The following is a 15,566-nucleotide window of genomic DNA, read 5'->3' as shown; positions in this document are numbered from 1 at the left end:
TTCGTCAACCTTCGAGGACCCGCCATCATGGCTGAACGCATGCTGCAATTCGTCTCGACCGAGCGCGACATGCCCGAGAAGCGTGACGCCACGGATCGGCGCGACGACTTTCTTGAAATCTATGGCGAGTTCATCGACGCGAAGGCCAAAGAACAAGCCTCGCGCTGTTCGCAATGCGGGGTCCCCTTCTGTCAGGATCACTGCCCACTGCAGAACAATATCCCGGATTGGCTCCGCCTCACGGCGGAAGGCCGGACCCGAGAAGCATGGGAGATTTCGGACGCAACGAATAATATGCCGGAAATCTGCGGGCGTATCTGTCCGCAAGACCGTCTCTGCGAAGGCTCTTGCGTCATCGAACAAAGTGGCCACGGCACAGTTACGATCGGCGCCGTCGAAAAACATCTGACCGACACGGCCTGGGCAGAAGGCTGGATCGAGCCGATCAAACCGCGCCGCGAACGCGGGGCCTCTGTCGGGATTATCGGTGCGGGTCCGGCCGGGCTGGCGGCAGCAGAACAGCTGCGGCTGCAAGGCTGGCAAGTCACGGTCTATGATCGTCATGACCGCGCGGGCGGACTACTGATCTACGGTATCCCGAACTTCAAGCTCGAGAAAGAGATCGTTGCGCGGCGGACAAAACGTCTCGAAGAGGGCGGGATTAAATTCGTGCTCAACTGCAATGTCGGCACGGATATTAGCTTCGAAAAGCTACGCGAAAAACATCAAGCGATCCTCGTCGCGACGGGCGTCTACAAAGCGCGGGACCTCGCCGTACCCGGCGCGGACACAGATGGTGTTCGCCCTGCGCTCGACTTTCTGATCGACAGCAATAAACGCGGTCTCGGCGACGATATTCAGAGCGAGACCGCTGAGGGCAAAAATGTCGTCGTTATTGGCGGCGGCGATACAGCGATGGACTGCGTTCGCACCGCCGTGCGTCAGGGCGCGAAATCTGTGACCTGTCTCTATCGCCGTGACCATGCCAACATGCCGGGCTCTCGTCGCGAAACCGCCAACGCGCAAGAAGAAGGCGTACACTTTGAATGGCTCGCCAGCCCCACGGCTGTCATGGACACGGGCGGCAGCGCTGCCCACGTCCGCGCTGATCGGATGCGCCTCGGCCCAAAAGACCCGTCTGGTCGTCAGGCTCCTGAAGCGATCCCCGGGGCAGGGTTTGATGTCCCCGCCGACATGGTCATCAAAGCGCTTGGCTTCCTGCCCGAAGATATGGGCGATCTGTCCAAAGATTTGACTGTGACCCGTTGGGGCACGTTGCGCGTCAACCCTGTGACTTTTGAAACCAACTTGCCCGGCGTCTACGCTGCGGGTGATATTTCGCGCGGGGCCAGCCTGGTTGTCTGGGCGATCCGCGAAGGCCGCGACGCGGCTGAGCATATGCATAAATATCTGCGCACTCTCGAAGCCGTGGATCAAAAAGTTGCAGCGGAATGACCGAAAACGAGACCCCAAAAGTTCACGGACATTGCCTGTGTAAAGGCATTCGCTTCACGATGGACGCACCGGCATATTTGAATGCTTGTCATTGCGACGATTGCCGCCGCTTTGGTGGCGGTCCTTTCATTGGCCCTGATTTCGCAGACCTCTCATTCGACGCAGATCCGACGCTGCAATGGTATCGATCGTCCGACTGGGCTGAGCGGGGCTTTTGCAGTCGCTGTGGCTCGTCGATGTTCTACCGCATCATCAAAAACCCGAGTAAGATCGGCGTGACAATCGGCGCGTTGCAGGACTTGCCAAACGGCCTGTCGATCAAGACCGAATTTTTTATTGACCGCAAACCTGACTGCTATGTCTTTGAAGGCGAGCGTGAGCGCTTGACCGCCGAGCAAGTCTTCGCTCTCTATCCTGAGGATGAGGCATGACCGAACCAACCTCTTCAACGCACGGCCAATGTCACTGCGGCGCGGTCAAATTCGAAGGCAAAGGCCCGATCAAAGGCGTCGATGCGTGCCATTGCGCGACCTGTCGGCAACTCAATGGCGGCCCCTATATGGGTGTTGGATTTCACGACGGCCTGACGGTCACGCATGGCGCGGCCTTGAAATGGTATGACAGTTCCGACTGGGCGCGGCGTGGATTTTGCGGCGAATGTGGGACGTCGCTATTCTATAATCTCAAAGGGACCGACTTCTATTCGGCTTCATCAAGCTGCCTCGACATGCCGAGCGGAATGGCCCTCAGCCACGAATATTTCATCGACGAAAAACCCGACTTTTACGACCTCGCTGGAGAGCAGCCCCGCCTCACCGGAGCGGAAGCCTTTGCCCTATTTCAAAAAGATGACGACCAGAAAGACAACAAAAATGACTGACTGGCTCACCGATTACGAAGCGAAACGTGACGCACTAGTCGCGGCCAACGCCTATGATCCGGCGCATGAGAAGTCTTCCTGCGGTGTGGGTCTCGTGGCCTCAATCGATGGTAAGCCGCGACGCGATGTGGTCGAAAAATCGATCCAAGCGTTGAAGAATGTTTGGCACCGCGGCGCGGTCGATGCAGACGGCAAGACCGGCGATGGTGCGGGCATTCGGCTCGATATTCCGCAGGAATTTTTCCGCGCGCAGGTCGAAGGCACAGGTCACAAACCATCCACGGCCAAAATTGCCGTCGGCATGATCTTCCTACCTCGCATCGATATGAACGCACAGGAAGCGGCCCGGACTATCGTTGAATCTGAACTCATCCGTGAAGGCTTCTACATCTATGGCTGGCGGCAAGTGCCGATCGATATCGACGTCATCGGTGATAAGGCTAAGGCCACTCGGCCCGAGATCGAACAGGTCCTGTTCCGAGACCCGCAGGGCCGCAAAGGAAATGCGCTGGAACGCGAGCTTTTCGTCATCCGCCGTCGTATCGAAAAGCGTGTCATCGCGGCGCAAATTCCGAGCTTTTACGTCTGCTCACTCTCCGTCCAAACCCTGATCTATAAGGGTATGTTTCTGGCGCAGGATATCGACAAATTTTATCCGGACCTGACCGACGCGCGTTTTACAAGCCGCGCGGCAATCTATCATCAACGCTATTCGACCAATACTTTCCCACAATGGTGGCTCGCCCAACCCTTTCGCATGCTGGCCCACAATGGCGAGATCAATACGGTCAAAGCCAATATCAATTTCATGAAAAACCATGAGATTAAAATGGCCAGTTCCACCTTCAAGGAACGTGCTGAAGATGTGAAACCTATCATCCAAAATGGGAGTTCGGACTCCGCTGCATTGGACGCTGTGTTTGAGCTGCTCGTCCGCGCAGGCCGCACCGCGCCGATGGCGAAAACGCTGTTGATCCCGGAAGCTTATTCAAAACGGGGCGATCTCATGCCCGAAAGCTGGCGCTCCCTTTATGCCTATTGCAATGCGGTGATGGAACCGTGGGACGGCCCCGCGGCCATTGCCGCCTATGATGGCCGCTGGGTCATGGCTGGCCTTGACCGTAATGGTCTGCGTCCCTTGCGATACGCGATCAGTCAGGATGGCATTCTGGCTGTCGGATCAGAAACAGGCATGTGCCCGATGGATGAAGGCGAGATCGTCAAGCGTGGCGCGCTGCAACCGGGGCGCATGATTGCTGTCGATCTGGAAGAGGGCCGCTTCTACACAAGTTCGGAAATTCTCGACGAGCTGGCGGAGAAGCGCCCTTATAAAAAGTGGCTCAAAAAATCTGTCAATCTTGACGAAGCCCTCTCCGGCTCTGAGCCTGCGCCTACCCTCTCTGGCGAAGCGCTGGTCCGTCGTCAGGTCTCTTGCGGGCAAACGCTGGAAGACATGGAAGTTATTCTGACGCCAATGGCGGAAAGCGCGAAAGAGAGTATTGGTTCCATGGGCGACGACACGCCTTTGGCGGTGCTATCAGACCAATATCGACCACTGTCGCATTTCTTCCGCCAGAATTTCAGTCAGGTCACGAACCCGCCTATCGACCCGCTGCGCGAAACGCGTGTGATGGGCCTGAAAACGCGGTTCAGAAACCTCCGAAATATTCTCGCAGAAACGGGTAGTCAGACCAAAGAAATGCTGGTGCTGGATAGCCCCGTCATGACCAACGGTATGTATGAACGGTTCGACGCCATGATGGGCAAACGGCTGAAAACAATCGACTGCACCTTTGCTGTACCCGCGCCTGATGCCATCGTCGGCAGAGGATTAGTCGAAGCGTTGCGCGGCATCCAAGCCGAGGCTGAAAAGGCCGTGAGAGACGGCGTTGAACAGATCGTTCTGACAGACGAAGCCGTCGACGAAGACCGCGCTGCCGTACCGATGATTTTGGCAACAGCCGCCGTTCAAAGGCATTTGATGGAAGCGGGTCTTCGCTCGTCCTGCTCCATTATTGTCCGCTCTGCTGAATGTCTCGACACGCATTATTTCGCCGTGCTGATCGGTGCAGGGGCGACCGCCGTAAACGCCTATATGGCGCAGGCCTCTGTCCAAGATCGCGTCCGGCGTGGCCTACTCGATATCTCAGATGACGAAGCCATTGCGCGTTACAAACTCGCGATTGAGGGCGGGCTTTTGAAGATCATCTCCAAAATGGGGATCAGCGTCATCAGCTCCTATCGGGGTGGTAATAATTTTGAAGCACTGGGCCTGTCCCGCGCACTCGTCGGCGAATTTTTCCCCGGCATGACATCGCGTATTTCCGGCATCGGTCTAGCGGGTCTGGAGACCCAGCTGTTGGCGATGCACGAAACAGCCTATGATAGCGCCGTCGTGCGCCTGCCGATTGGCGGACTTTATAAGGTCCGGGCCAAGGGCGAGCGTCACGCTTACAAGGCCGATATGATCCACATGCTGCAGGAAGCTGTGGGTCGCGAGGATTACGAACTTTATCGCCAATATGCGAAAGTCGTGAATGACGGCAGCGCTATCCAAGTACGCGACTTGCTCGACCTTAAGCCACTGCGTGAGGCGATCCCGCTCTCCAAAGTCCAGAGCGTTAATGAGATCCGTCGCCGCTTCTGTACGCCCGGAATGAGCCTAGGTGCGCTCTCACCTGAAGCCCACGGCACCCTTAACATTGCTATGAACCGGATCGGTGCCAAGTCAGTGTCCGGTGAAGGCGGCGAAGACAGAGCGCGCTATCAACCGCTTCCCAACGGTGACAATCCGAACAGCGCGGTCAAGCAAATCGCGTCAGGTCGGTTCGGTGTCACGGCGGAATATCTCAACGAATGCCGAGAGATTGAAATCAAAGTCGCGCAGGGTGCCAAGCCCGGTGAAGGCGGACAGCTACCCGGCTTCAAAGTGACAGAGATGATTGCGAAATTCCGTAACGCCACACCAGGCGTGACGTTGATTTCGCCACCGCCGCACCACGACATCTATTCCATCGAGGATCTGGCGCAGCTGATCTACGATCTCAAACAGATCAATCCGACCGCGCGCGTCTGCGTCAAGCTGGTTGCCAGCTCTGGCGTCGGGACGATTGCAGCAGGCGTCGCCAAAGCCAAAGCCGATACAATCCTGATCGCCGGCCATAATGGCGGCACTGGGGCATCACCTAATACGTCGCTGAAATATGCGGGTATTCCGTGGGAATTGGGCCTGTCTGAGGCGCACCAAGTGTTGACTCTCAACAAGCTGCGCCAACGGATTACGCTGCGCACGGATGGTGGGCTTAAGACAGGGCGGGATATCGTTATTGCCGCCATGCTGGGAGCGGAAGAATACGGCATCGGGACGCTGAGCCTTGTCGCGATGGGCTGTATCATGGTGCGTCAGTGCCATTCCAATACGTGCCCGGTTGGCGTCTGCGTTCAAGACCCAGCCCTACGAGAGAAATTCACCGGTACGCCGGAGAAGGTCATCAACCTAATGACCTTCATCGCCGAAGATGTGCGCGAGATCCTCGCTAGTCTCGGTGTCGAACGGCTTGAGGACGTGATTGGTCGCACCGATTTGCTGACGCAAGTCAGCCGGGGTTCGGAAAATCTCGATGACCTCGACCTCAACCCTATTCTAGCGAAAGTCGACAATGAGCCCGTCTTTGACGCGCGTAATCAGAGAGTCGAAGTCCCGGACACGCTCGACACGCAGATCGTCGCCGACGCCGCACAGCTATTTGAACGCGGCGACAAGACCCATCTGACTTACGCCGTGCAGAACACGCACCGCGCAGTCGGCACGCGAACCTCACATCATATTTACAAAAGATTTGGCGCGGATGGCGCCCCGGACGGACAATTGACTGTGCGTCTTCGGGGCAGCGCGGGACAAAGCCTTGGCGCCTTCGGGATTAGAGGCCTACGCCTCGTCGTCGACGGCGATGCCAATGATTATGTCGGCAAGGGCTTATCTGGCGCAGAAATCTTTGTTGCCCCACAAGGCCGCACGCCGATCGTTCCACATCACAGTGCGATCATTGGCAATACATGCCTTTACGGCGCAACGTCGGGATCCCTCTTCGCGGCGGGTCGCGCGGGTGAGCGTTTCGCTGTGCGCAACTCAGGCGCCGTGTCTGTGGTCGAAGGGTTGGGTACGAATGGCTGCGAATATATGACGGGCGGCACGGTTGTCGTGTTGGGCAGCGTCGGGGATAATTTCGGCGCCGGGATGACTGGCGGCATGGCCTATATCTTCGATGAAGACGGCACGTTCGAAAAAGCCGTCAATCCCGACAACGTCATCTGGCAACGCTTCGCCTCTGAGCATTATGAGCAGGATTGCCTAGACTTGGTGCGCCGACATGCGGCGGCGACAGGTTCGGAATTCTCACAAACGCTGCTCACTGAATGGGAGCATCAGCGCGGCAAATTCTGGCAGGTCATCCCCAAGGAAATGATTGGACGGCTGGATGTGCCGATCAGCGAGGCGGCGGAGTAGCGGCGATCAATCGCCGAAAATCAGCGCAAAACCGATCAGAACCGCGACCCAAAGGAAAACTACGAATTTATTGCCGCGCGTTTTCACTCGGACGCGTCGTTTCTTACGGGGCGACACTGTGCGCTTCTCTTCCGAAGCCTCGCGTTCGAGTTGCTTCAATCGATCGCGGTCACTCTTCTTCGACCCGCGAGTCTTTGGCGCGGGCTCAGACTCAGGCGGAATATAGTCTGCGAGCGTGACAGGTTTTTCTGGCTTCTTATCGGTCACATCGGCCTCCTGATGATCGCCCTTGGCGCTCAGCGGTAAAACGCCGCGCCTCGCGGCCGACGAAACCCATTGAATCTCTTAAGTCTGAGAAGTCCGTGGTGGGCGATACTGGGATTGAACCAGTGACCCCTACAATGTCAATGTAGTGCTCTCCCGCTGAGCTAATCGCCCCACGCACGGATGTTCTTAGCATTCCCAGACACTGTCTCAGAACGCTTGGAAGGCCGTGCCTATAGTCGGGCGATTTGGGCCTGACAAGACCTCTATTCACCCTGCTGTGCCTTGCTTGCCGGAGGACGATGTGAGGTCTAAGCCAGCATAATGAAGGCGGCTCTCATAGCTCTATTGACGGCGACGACAGTGCACAGCGTCGCGGCAGCCGCAAACCCGCTCACACGCGCCGAAAAACGCGTCTGCCAAACACTTGAACAATGCGTCTCCATTATTGAACGTCATCCGCATGATAGTTTCGATTATGATCTGCTCGCGACCGAATTCGCGCGCTATGGAAGCCGCGGACAAGCTGAACTGCTTCGCCTTCTCGACCGCAACCCTGACGCTCGCGCCAATGCTGCTGATCTTTTAGCACGCTCAAACTCACCGGCACTGATCGCGCAGCTCTCAATCATGGCCTCGTCCAGTGATCCGGAGCTGGGCGCAATGACCCGCGATACGATACGAGCGGTCGCCACGCATCTTTCTGGTGATGTCAGACTGCCGCCACAAACCCTCCTAGGGTTGCTAGCCACAGCCGAGGAGCAGCCAACCCTGCCGGTTCTCAAACAACTGCTAAAGTTCCCGACACGGGATATTCAGTCTGTTTTACCCAGCCAGTTGCGCAGCGGTGACCCAGATATATCCGAACTCGCTTACCGCGCACTTCACGCATACGCCCCCTCACAAGCTTTAGGCGAATTGCGCGAGAGTGTGAACGAGACGACAAATATTGCTCACGCCATGGCACTTGGCGAGATGATGGCGCGCCTTGATGGGCAAAGTCCGAATGGCGGTTATAGCGCAGTCTTGAGCAAGGCATCTCGCGATCTCTCCCTCTCGCCGGCCATGCAAATCGGGGCGACTTACGGCCTTCTTCTACTCACCCGCGAGCAGGCGCCAAGCCCCGCTCATCCAGACCTCACGGATCGACTCATTGCGATCGATTCTGTTCTTCGCACACAGGGCCGAAGCCTGTCGCTGGGGCGTGTCGATGCGACCACCCGACGCCGATTTGCGACACTCACGGGCGCGGCGCAGATCGCGTCTGACATTGGCGTGGAGGCATGCACATTAGGGCAAACCCTCGATCCTGCCGCGCGGATCGGTCGACTGCCATTTTTTGAGACAGGCGTGACATTAGATCATCGCCGACCATCAGCCGAATTTTCTCTGCCCGTCTATAGCCGTGCCGACCGTGGATTATTGCGGTCCGCGCTCAGTCTCGCAGGCGGCTGGTTGGCAGGTTATGGCGATGATCAAGAGGGATCCCTGATCTGGTACGCGAATGCCGACAACACACCGACACTGCTCTCTGGCGGCCACACAATCGCAATTTTCCCAAAGGTCGCGCAGCAAATGGGTCGCTTACCGCTCAATGCTTGGGCGATCTCGACCTTGCCAGACGGCGCGACCGAGCTTCTCTCTATCGATATTGACAAGCCCGGCGCACACCCTGTCATTCGACGCCACGCTGTGCTGCCTGGTCAGCCAGTTCGTTATGGGCGTCTTCCGGATAATAGCCTGCTGATCAGCATGACCGGACAAACACCCGTGCGGCTCGCACCGGACGGCACCGTTCACCGCGGATGTTCGGTCGGTGCCATACCAAGCCGAACCCTCGCCCCGTCTCTCGCAGGCGGCCAAACAGGAGCCGATACACAGTGAGCTATTCTGAGGCTGCTATTCTTCGGGCATTGGAAGCCATTCGCGATCCAGTCTCAGACCGCGATATCGTGTCCGCTGGTCGATTATCCGACCTCCATCACGCGGAGGGCCGATTACGCGTCATTCTGGCGCTGCCACCAGACATCACACAGGCTCAGGGCTTGGCTCTGCGCGACAAGACCGAAGCCGCCCTGACAGGCTTGCCAGGCGTTGATCAGGTCGCGGTCCTGCTGACGACCCACCGCGCAGCGCCGCAAGTCAAACAGGCCGCCCCTCAACGTCCTGATCGCAATCCGCACCCCAACAAACGTCCCGATGGCTATCAGGGCGACGCGCACGTCACAAAGACTGTCGCCATCAGTTCTGCCAAAGGCGGCGTCGGCAAATCGACCGTGACAGTTGGCATCGCGCGCGCATTGGCGGCACAGGGCCACCGTGTCGGTGTGTTGGACGCCGACATACATGGGCCGAGTGTGCCAACACTGCTGGGCTTGTCTGAGCAGCTCGGGACGCGTGAGGTCGAAGGGCGGCGGCTGATCGTGCCTGCGGAAAGCGACGGCGTGAAATGCATCTCTATTGGCTTGTTGACAGGCAATGATGAAGCCGTTGTCTGGCGCGGACCAATGGTTCAGGGCGCCATTGCGCGTATGTTGTGGGACACAGATTGGGGCGAGCTGGACCTATTGCTGATCGACATGCCACCGGGGACGGGCGATCCGCAGTTGGGCTTAGCGCAAGACATAGAGCCGGACGGCGCCGTCATTATCACGACACCTCAGGATTTAGCGCTATTAGACGCCCGCAAAGGCGTCTCCATGTTTGGGAAAGTCGATATCCCTGTAATCGGTTGGGTCGAAAATATGGCGCTGTTCACCTGCCCAAATTGTGGCGCTGAGCACCGGATATTCGGCGATGGTAATCTGGATTTAGACGCGCCAAAACTCGGCAGCTTGCCGCTATCTATTGAGATGCGCGGCACACGAGAGGGCTATACTGCTCTCGCCGACGCCCTGATGTCGCGCTGGTCTCAATGAGTGTCGTATCGCGCGACAATGCTCAACATTATGTTTGGGGTCACGGCTGTGATGGATGGCATCTAGCAAAGTCAGAAGCGCTGAGCGTCATACAAGAACGCGTTCCTCCTGGAGCGAACGAAACGCCACATACCCATGCACGGGCTGAACAATTTTTCTTCGTTCTGTCTGGCGAAGCGACGATTATGCTTGAGGGCGTGACCTATTTTATTAGATCGCAACACGGCCTGCATGTGCCTGCCGGACAGTGCCATCAGCTCCGCAATACTGGTGCAACAGACCTACATTTCATCGTGATTTCGACCCCGCCCAGTCACGGTGATCGTACGGATCACGATGTTGTTTAGCCTAGGCTCTGCTTCATCGCCTTGCGTGACGTCAGGCTCCACTTCAGCCATAGCCAGAATATCTTTGGACCCACGACCAGATAGCGTTTCCATAGGCGTCTTGGCTCCGCGCCGAGGCGATACAGCCATTCCAGTCGGGATTCCTGCATCCATTTGGGCGCCCGAGAGACGCGTCCACCGATAAAGTCGAGCGAAGCCCCAACGCACAAGCCCAACCCGACGCAATCGCCCCGATCAAGGCATGCCTTGGCGACCAATTCCTGTTGTGGACTACCCACGCAAATAAACACATAGCGTGCTGGGTTTTCAGCGACAAAGCGGGCGCACTCGGCAATTGCCTCGGGCTTATTGCGCAAGCCCATCGGCGGAATATGATGACTGACCTTGGTCAGACCGTAACGGGCTTTGACGCGATTCACGATCTCACGATCTGCCCCGATTACAGTGATCTCATCTTGTGCCGTGATCACGTTATCGAAAAGTTGCTGTGACAGATCCGACCCCGGAACTGCGTAAAGCGGCAGACCAGATAGTTGAGCCAGACCTTCCAGAATCCGCGAGTCGCAGACGGACAGCCAAGAAGCCTCATAGAGTGGGCGGTAAAATTCAGGGTCGCTTGCCAACCGCACCAAATGGTCGACATTGGGCGTGACAATATATCGGAAACTATGCCCGGTCGTCATCCATTTTGCGCGTTGCAATGTTTGTATCGGCGTCAGCGGATCAAACACCGTGCCAATGAATTCATAAGACCGCGGATTGACACGCCAATCAATGACTTCACCGCGGCTCAGTTGTTCCATATATTGTCGGTCATACCGTCCACGCAATTGCGCTGGAGGGACCATTGGAGTGACAGTATCCGGCCCGACGATGGGTGTGTTGAGTGCGTTCACGATTTTCCGCCCTTCCCGTTGAAAGACAGGTCTTACCCACTCACCGTGAAAATCACGTTAGCGATCCGTTCAGCCAATGTTTACCATGAGGGGCATCGACATGTTTAGACTGTTCATCGATGAACCGACATCAAGCCACCTTCGAATGTGGGCTGGACTCAGAAAGAATACGGAGTTCGGAGGTCGCTAGTACAGCGTCTCAAGGGGAGTATCAGGGACATGCGGGAACGGTCACGCCAATCCAGACGCGGACTATTCGCTATTAAGGTGGCGGGCTTGGCGATCATCTGTGTGTTGATCGGCTTGAGTGCCCGCCTCATTTTACCGATCGGAATGCCGAACCCTGATCACTATTTCGAGCCAGTATCGAGCCGGGTTCTTCAGGCTGACGAAGTCGGCCAAATGATCCGAGTCCGGAAAATGTATGACCGGATGGCAAATACGGGCGATGACTTCACGGGTTGGAATCCAGAGATGCAAGATTTCTGGAAATATACCATTGCCTTTTCCGCTTACGGTATTCCATCGGCGATGATGATCGATCCTGACAGTCAGGATGAGTACCGCCTGCTATTCGACACAATGATTTGGAAAATGAAGTCCAGACGCGTCTGGGGAGATTTCACGGACCGGGGCTTTGGCAGTGATCCGATTTCCGCGCAGAACATCATGTATAAGGGCCACCTAAACCTCATGTACGGGCTCTACCAACTGACCACAGGGGATGATCGTTATGCACGTGAATATACGTGGCTGACCGAGAGATTAGCCGAAGAACTGCGCCTGCACCATCAAGGCGAGTATGAAGGCGTCACCTGCGAGCCCAATGCCTGGTATGTCGAATGCAATGCCATCGGCATAATGAGCCTGAACATTTATGATCGGCTCTACGGCACGGATTATACGGAAACCGAAGTCCAATGGACGTTGGACTTCATGATGGACCGGATGCGGGACGACGATACGGGGCTATTTTATCGGTCCTATCACCCGCAACAGGACGTGGTGGTGAAAGACATCTCAGGCTACGCTAACGCTTGGACGCTAACATTTCTGCGCCCGTTCCTGCCAGAGGACATGCAGCTATCATATCAAAGCTTCACGGATAATCTGGTGCTGGGTTACGGCCCAACCTACGCCTCTATCAAAGGCGACCTGCGCAGCAATCCGTCCCGCAATCAAGTTGCGCACTTATTCGGACTTTGGGCGGCCAAGGAATTCGATGACCCGACCTTGTTTGGGAAACTCAGAAACTCTGTTGACAAAGCCGGACATCTCGGCCCCGCCCCTGACGGCGGGGCGATGTATGCGGATGAAAACAGCGTCCTCATGAACGGCGTCGTTCTGGCGGCAAAACTGCATGTCGGCTGGGAGGAAATCCTTAATCACGATTGGGGACATGAGCGACCGTCATCCATACCCGATACAAGCGATCTGACATGGCACGATCTATTGCCCGCTAGGGTTTACCAGATGAATGATGGGCGTAACCCCCTACCCCAATCAAGCCTCAACGACCGAGCCTGCCCTAATTGCTTTTGGGGGGACTATGAGTCGATCCGAATGCGAGCGGCGAAAGACGCGGTTGATGTTTGCACCCCAGATTCGGCGGCGCAAAATGGGTGTAGTATCGAAAAACTCGACACGCACGAATTTCAGTAGTCGGAAAGTTAAGCCCGTCAGTCCGGCTGGACCGTCAGGCCGTCAGCAAAGCGTTAGCGCTGAGCGCGACCGAAGGCGATTTCCAGACGTTGGATTTGGTCGGCGACGGTATTGCCAGTTTGCGCGGCGATGGTGCCGTAAAGCGATCGGTCCAAACGCATGATTCGCTCATAGATTGATTTCGACCTCGCGCTCAAATCGAGCAGGCGAGATGGCAAGCCGTAAGCTTGATCAGCAATGTCGGAAAAGGACAAATCGCCCTCAGACTGAATTTCAGGCACAAGACGATATTTTTCGGCGCGGGCTTCGGTCAGGCCCATATCGCCTTCTTTGAGTGCGCGTTGAACGAGGAGCCAACTGGCCACCTGCATCAGGCGCGTCGTCAGGCGCATGGATTGCGAGGCATAGGTGAGCGCATCGTCGCGCTGTAAACGTTTAGAATCTTCACGACCAGGGCCATCCAGATAGGCCGCTGTCTCCTCAACCATATCCATGCCTTCACGGAAGGTCCGCGCAAACAGTTCAGACCGTGTGAACTGCAACAAACGGTCTTCCCCCTGGCTAGTCATCGGATCGCGCAAAGCAGGCACGGCAGGCTTTCGTTCAGGTGTCATGAATCATTCCGGAGGCATCAGGTGTATCGCGAATAGAGAGGTTTGCAAGTGGCGCGCCATTTCTTCGCAAAACCCAAAACGAATCATGTGCTTATGTTGGCTTCTTGGAAAACAGGGCGTCTGCCGCATGTTTCTCACGGTTTTTCTTATCGAGTTCGCTTTTCAAGCGCTCGATTTCGTCTTCGTAGGCAAGAATGCGCGCGTCCAGCTCATGCACAGACAGGCCGTAGAGGTCGTCTCCGATCCTGTACGTAGCCGCATCGTCCAGTTTTGGCGCTAATTCATCCATACTCTCGACCCTCTCGTGCCCCAATCCCTTGCCAATTCCGCTCTAACCGCTTAACTATCAATTTGTCGATAAGGTGAGCGCGCCGAAATCGACGCCCCGACCCCGCAGTGAGCGGGGTTTTTCTTTGGGCGAAACACAATGGCGCGCCATATCGAAGGAGAGAGTAGTATGACACAAATTTTGATGCCGAAAGCGACCGCCGTCTGGCTGATCGATAATTCAGCGATGAGCTTCAAACAGATCAGCGAGTTTTGCGGCCTGCACATTCTAGAAGTCGAAGGCATTGCGGATGGCGATGTCGGTCAGGGCATTCGCGGCGCAGACCCTATCGCCAACGGCCAAGTCTCACGTGAAGAGATCGAGAAAGCCGAAAAAGATCCAAATTACGCGATGAAGCCTAACACATTCGATGCGGATGAGCTTCCCCAACCGAAAAAACGCGGACCGCGCTACACGCCGCTATCGCGCCGTCAGGACCGTCCGGACGCTATTGCGTGGCTCGTACGGAATCACCCTGAAATCTCCGACCCGCAGATCAGCAAGCTGATCGGCACAACAAAACCGACGATCAAGTCGATCCGCGAGCGCACACACTGGAAAATCAACACGATCCAGCCGCAAGACCCGGTCAGCTTGGGTCTTTGCAGCCAAGTCGATCTCGACGCCATCGTGAAGGTCGCGGCTGAGAAGAAAGCCAAGGAAGATGCGAAGAACCAAGTTGAAGGCGGAGAAACGCTAAAACCTGCACCAGAGCCAGAGCCGATCGAGGAAACATCCAAAGCCGACCTAACGCTGGCAAACCTGTTCAAACCACAAGACACGTAACGCTTCGATCGGAGCATCAGCACCGAGACATGATTGCATATAAAAAGGGGCCTCACGGGCCCCTTTTAAACTTGATGGTCAGCGGCCTCGCCTACGCGTCTGCAACTGGCATGGTGTAGTTAAGCGCCAATCGGCCCCCATCGGCATAGATGCATTGCCCCGTAATGTAGCTGCTTTCATCCGACAATAACCAAGCCGTAACGGATGCGATTTCGTCCGGCAGGCCCGGACGCCCGAGCGGCGTACGCGACAAGATTTTATTCATCGCTGCTGGATCGGCATTCACCTTAGCCAACATTTCTGTCTTGATCGAACCTGGTCCCACCGCATTGACGCGAATGCCATAGGGCGCCAGTTCAATCGCCATCCCACGAGTCATCTGGCGCAAACCGCCCTTAGACACGGTGTAAGCGAGATAATCCGGAATCGCGACCGTATCATTGATGCTCGACATATTGACGATGGCGTAGGGACGCTCGTTAAGACGCGAGCGGTCGTCCCGGTCCTCGATTTCCTTGACCATATGCTGCGCGACGGCGCGACTGACGAGGAACGGACCGCGCAAATTGACGGCGATATTACGGTCGAAATCTTCAATCGACATATCGAGCGACCCGCCCTTGATGGCGATACCGGCATTGTTCACAAGACCATCAATACGGCCGAAGGATGAGAGCGTTTCGGCAATTAGATTATGAACCTTGAGCGGGTCTGACACATCCGATTCGATGAAAACGGCCCGATCATTATCCGACGCCAGATCCTTCGCAGCACGAAAGCCCGCATCGGTATCCATATCCGTGAGCACGACGCGGTGGCCGTCCTGCACGAGGCGTTGAGCGCAGGCTAAGCCGATACCCTTGGCGGCCCCAGTAACAATGATGACTCTGTCTGACATGATGATTCCAA

The 15,566-nt window shown here is 56.4% G+C and carries 14 protein-coding genes and 1 tRNA gene; 9 read left to right on the top strand and 6 right to left on the bottom strand.

Annotated elements, in window-relative coordinates; translation table 11 throughout:
* Positions 1 to 27: 27 nt before the first annotated feature.
* Genes QQL54_RS02305 through gltB form a run of 4 tightly spaced genes read left to right on the top strand, consistent with a single transcriptional unit; the run spans position 28 to position 6,842 of the window.
* A complete protein-coding gene (locus tag QQL54_RS02305) occupies positions 28 to 1,455 on the top strand; it encodes an NAD(P)-dependent oxidoreductase (protein ID WP_284387074.1) in 1,428 nt (475 codons plus the stop codon).
* Entirely contained in the window at positions 1,452 to 1,886 is a 435-nt protein-coding gene (locus QQL54_RS02300; protein WP_284387072.1) for a GFA family protein, read from the top strand. The genes QQL54_RS02305 and QQL54_RS02300 overlap by 4 nt, the downstream gene beginning before the upstream one ends.
* Entirely contained in the window at positions 1,883 to 2,335 is a 453-nt protein-coding gene (locus QQL54_RS02295) for a GFA family protein (protein ID WP_284387071.1), read from the top strand. Before QQL54_RS02300 ends, QQL54_RS02295 begins: the two co-directional genes overlap by 4 nt.
* Entirely contained in the window at positions 2,328 to 6,842 is a 4,515-nt protein-coding gene (gene gltB, locus QQL54_RS02290; protein ID WP_284387070.1) for a glutamate synthase large subunit, read from the top strand. Before QQL54_RS02295 ends, gltB begins: the two co-directional genes overlap by 8 nt.
* A gap of 6 nt (positions 6,843 to 6,848) precedes the next feature.
* On the opposite strand, the gene QQL54_RS02285 is transcribed toward gltB, so the two are convergent.
* Complete coding sequence (locus tag QQL54_RS02285) at positions 6,849 to 7,109, bottom strand: hypothetical protein (protein WP_284387069.1); 261 nt, start codon at positions 7,107 to 7,109, stop codon at positions 6,849 to 6,851.
* Positions 7,110 to 7,205: 96 nt separating this feature from the next.
* A tRNA-Val gene (locus tag QQL54_RS02280) sits at positions 7,206 to 7,280 on the bottom strand.
* Positions 7,281 to 7,430: 150 nt separating this feature from the next.
* Between QQL54_RS02280 and QQL54_RS02275 the strand changes: the two genes are divergently transcribed.
* The 3 genes from QQL54_RS02275 to QQL54_RS02265 are packed head-to-tail and all read left to right on the top strand — an operon-like array spanning position 7,431 to position 10,371.
* Complete coding sequence (locus QQL54_RS02275; protein ID WP_284387068.1) at positions 7,431 to 8,990, top strand: hypothetical protein; 1,560 nt, start codon at positions 7,431 to 7,433, stop codon at positions 8,988 to 8,990.
* Positions 8,987 to 10,024 (top strand): Mrp/NBP35 family ATP-binding protein, encoded by a 1,038-nt coding sequence (locus QQL54_RS02270; RefSeq protein ID WP_284387067.1) that lies wholly within the window; start codon positions 8,987 to 8,989, stop codon positions 10,022 to 10,024. Before QQL54_RS02275 ends, QQL54_RS02270 begins: the two co-directional genes overlap by 4 nt.
* Positions 10,021 to 10,371, top strand: a complete 351-nt coding sequence (locus QQL54_RS02265; protein WP_284387066.1) for a cupin domain-containing protein — start codon at positions 10,021 to 10,023, stop codon at positions 10,369 to 10,371. Before QQL54_RS02270 ends, QQL54_RS02265 begins: the two co-directional genes overlap by 4 nt.
* Here QQL54_RS02265 and QQL54_RS02260 read toward each other — a convergent pair.
* Positions 10,368 to 11,267: a WecB/TagA/CpsF family glycosyltransferase gene (locus QQL54_RS02260; RefSeq protein ID WP_284387065.1), complete on the bottom strand. Its 900-nt coding sequence runs from the start codon at positions 11,265 to 11,267 to the stop codon at positions 10,368 to 10,370. The genes QQL54_RS02265 and QQL54_RS02260 overlap by 4 nt on opposite strands.
* 219 nt (positions 11,268 to 11,486) lie before the next feature.
* Between QQL54_RS02260 and QQL54_RS02255 the strand changes: the two genes are divergently transcribed.
* The gene (locus QQL54_RS02255) at positions 11,487 to 12,929 is read left to right on the top strand and encodes a linalool dehydratase/isomerase domain-containing protein (RefSeq protein WP_284387064.1); all 1,443 of its coding nucleotides are present in this window, start codon (positions 11,487 to 11,489) and stop codon (positions 12,927 to 12,929) included.
* Between the two features lie 53 nt (positions 12,930 to 12,982).
* Here the strand turns inward: QQL54_RS02255 and rcdA are convergent, their stop codons facing one another.
* Together rcdA and QQL54_RS02245 are read right to left on the bottom strand one after the other, a co-directional pair.
* A complete protein-coding gene (gene rcdA / locus QQL54_RS02250; RefSeq protein ID WP_284387063.1) occupies positions 12,983 to 13,543 on the bottom strand; it encodes a protease adaptor protein RcdA in 561 nt (186 codons plus the stop codon).
* Between the two features lie 91 nt (positions 13,544 to 13,634).
* Positions 13,635 to 13,832 carry a DUF1192 domain-containing protein gene (locus tag QQL54_RS02245; RefSeq protein WP_284387062.1) on the bottom strand — a complete coding sequence of 66 codons (198 nt, stop codon included), beginning with the start codon at positions 13,830 to 13,832 and terminating at the stop codon, positions 13,635 to 13,637.
* Positions 13,833 to 14,000: 168 nt separating this feature from the next.
* Here QQL54_RS02245 and QQL54_RS02240 point away from each other — a divergent pair, with 168 nt between their 5' ends.
* Positions 14,001 to 14,657 (top strand): DUF1013 domain-containing protein, encoded by a 657-nt coding sequence (locus QQL54_RS02240; RefSeq protein WP_284387061.1) that lies wholly within the window; start codon positions 14,001 to 14,003, stop codon positions 14,655 to 14,657.
* Between the two features lie 91 nt (positions 14,658 to 14,748).
* Here the strand turns inward: QQL54_RS02240 and QQL54_RS02235 are convergent, their stop codons facing one another.
* Positions 14,749 to 15,555: an SDR family NAD(P)-dependent oxidoreductase gene (locus tag QQL54_RS02235; protein WP_284387060.1), complete on the bottom strand. Its 807-nt coding sequence runs from the start codon at positions 15,553 to 15,555 to the stop codon at positions 14,749 to 14,751.
* Positions 15,556 to 15,566: the final 11 nt, after the last annotated feature.

It is taken from the genome of Algimonas ampicilliniresistens, assembly GCF_030159955.1.
Taxonomy (GTDB): Bacteria; Pseudomonadota; Alphaproteobacteria; order Caulobacterales; family Maricaulaceae; genus Litorimonas; species Litorimonas ampicilliniresistens.
The sequence above is the reverse complement of the archived record's forward strand: the minus strand, read 5'-3'. Positions and strand labels throughout refer to the sequence as shown.